This window comes from Streptomyces sp. NPDC059355 (assembly GCF_042752335.1).
GTDB lineage: Bacteria > Actinomycetota > Actinomycetes > Streptomycetales > Streptomycetaceae > Streptomyces.
Genome location: NZ_JBHYXN010000109.1, coordinates 1 through 1,545, shown reverse-complemented (window position 1 = coordinate 1,545; position 1,545 = coordinate 1). Strand labels below are relative to the sequence as shown.

Here is a 1,545-nt window from a genome sequence, read left to right as displayed (position 1 = left end):
GACGTCGCCTACCGCTACTTCGCCACCGCCCGGCGCCGGTTCATCCTCGCCGACACCCCCGGCCACGTGCAGTACACCCGCAACATGGTCACCGGCGCATCCACCGCCGACCTGGCCGTGGTCCTGGTCGACGCCCGCAACGGCGTGATCGAGCAGACCCGCCGGCACGCCGCCGTCGCGGCCCTGCTGCGCGTGCCGCACGTGGTGCTGGCCGTCAACAAGATGGACCTGGTGGGCTACGAGGAGCAGGTCTTCGCGAAGATCGCCGAGGAGTTCACCGCGTACGCCTCCGACCTGGGCGTCCCGGAGATCACCGCGATCCCGATCTCGGCGCTCGCCGGGGACAACGTGGTCGAGCCGTCCGCCCACATGGACTGGTACGGCGGCCCGACGGTGCTGGAGCACTTGGAGACCGTCCCGGTCAGCCACGACCTCACCGCCTGCCCGGCGCGTTTCCCGGTGCAGTACGTGATCCGTCCGCAGACCGCCGAGCACCCCGACTACCGCGGCTACGCGGGCCAGATCGCCTCCGGCGTACTGCGCGTCGGCGAGGCCGTCACCGTCCTGCCGTCGGGCCGTACGTCGGTCATCGCCGGGATCGACGCGCTCGGCGGGAGCGTGGACATCGCCTGGGCCCCGCAGTCGGTGACGGTCCGTCTCGCGGACGACATCGACATCTCGCGCGGCGACCTCATCGCGCCGTCCGCGAACCCGCCCGCCACCACGCAGGACGTCATCGCGACCGTCTGCCACGTCGCGGACCAGCCCCTCTCCGTCGGCGCGCGGGTGCTCCTCAAGCACACCACGCGCACGGTGAAGGCCATCGTCAAGGAGATCCCCTCGCGGCTGACCCTGGACGACCTTTCCCAGCACCCGAACCCCGGGCAGCTGGTGGCCAACGACATCGGCCGCGTCGTCGTACGGACCGCCGAGCCGCTCGCGCTCGACGCCTACGCCGACTCGCGCCGTACCGGGTCGTTCCTGCTCATCGACCCGGCCGACGGCACCACGCTGGCGGCGGGCATGGCGGGCGAGTCCTTCGCCTCGCAGGCCCGGACGACCGTCCAGGCGGACGACGAGGGTTGGGACTTCTAAGCCCATGACTTCGGACATCTACTCCACGTTCGCCAAGGAAGGCGGCCGCGTGGGCAGCGGCCTCCTGGGCAGCGGCCAGGGAGGAGTGGCGCGATGTGCGCGATGACGTACGCGCACTGCCTGCGCGCCCCCACTCCCCACCAGCTATACCTGTCCTTGCTGCACAGACGAAGTCGTGCGTCATGAGTTGACGCTACGAGAGGAAGCCCTCCCGTGCCTGCCACCGGTAACACCCGTACTCCGCTTTCCCGTTCCGCCGTCCGCCGCGGCGTCGCCGCCGCTGCCGCGCTGCCGCTGCTGATCGGCGTGCTCGCCTCCTGCGGCTACGGCTCCCAGGCCGACAAGCCCGAGGACAAGAAGGCGAACGCCGCGGCCACGGGCGAGAAGAAGCTCTCCGCGTCCGAGGTCCGCATCGGGTACTTCCCGAACCTGACGCACGCCACCGCGCTG

General features: G+C 71.1%; 1 protein-coding gene and 1 pseudogene. Both read left to right on the top strand.

The window, feature by feature from the left end; genetic code table 11:
• Positions 1-1,095, top strand: a 1,095-nt coding sequence (locus ACFXGI_RS38695; protein ID WP_384717776.1) for a sulfate adenylyltransferase subunit 1, incomplete at its 5' end; no start/stop codon positions are given.
• 213 nt (positions 1,096-1,308) lie between these two features.
• Positions 1,309-1,545 (top strand): annotated as a pseudogene (locus tag ACFXGI_RS38690) (sulfate ABC transporter substrate-binding protein); the annotation flags it as partial.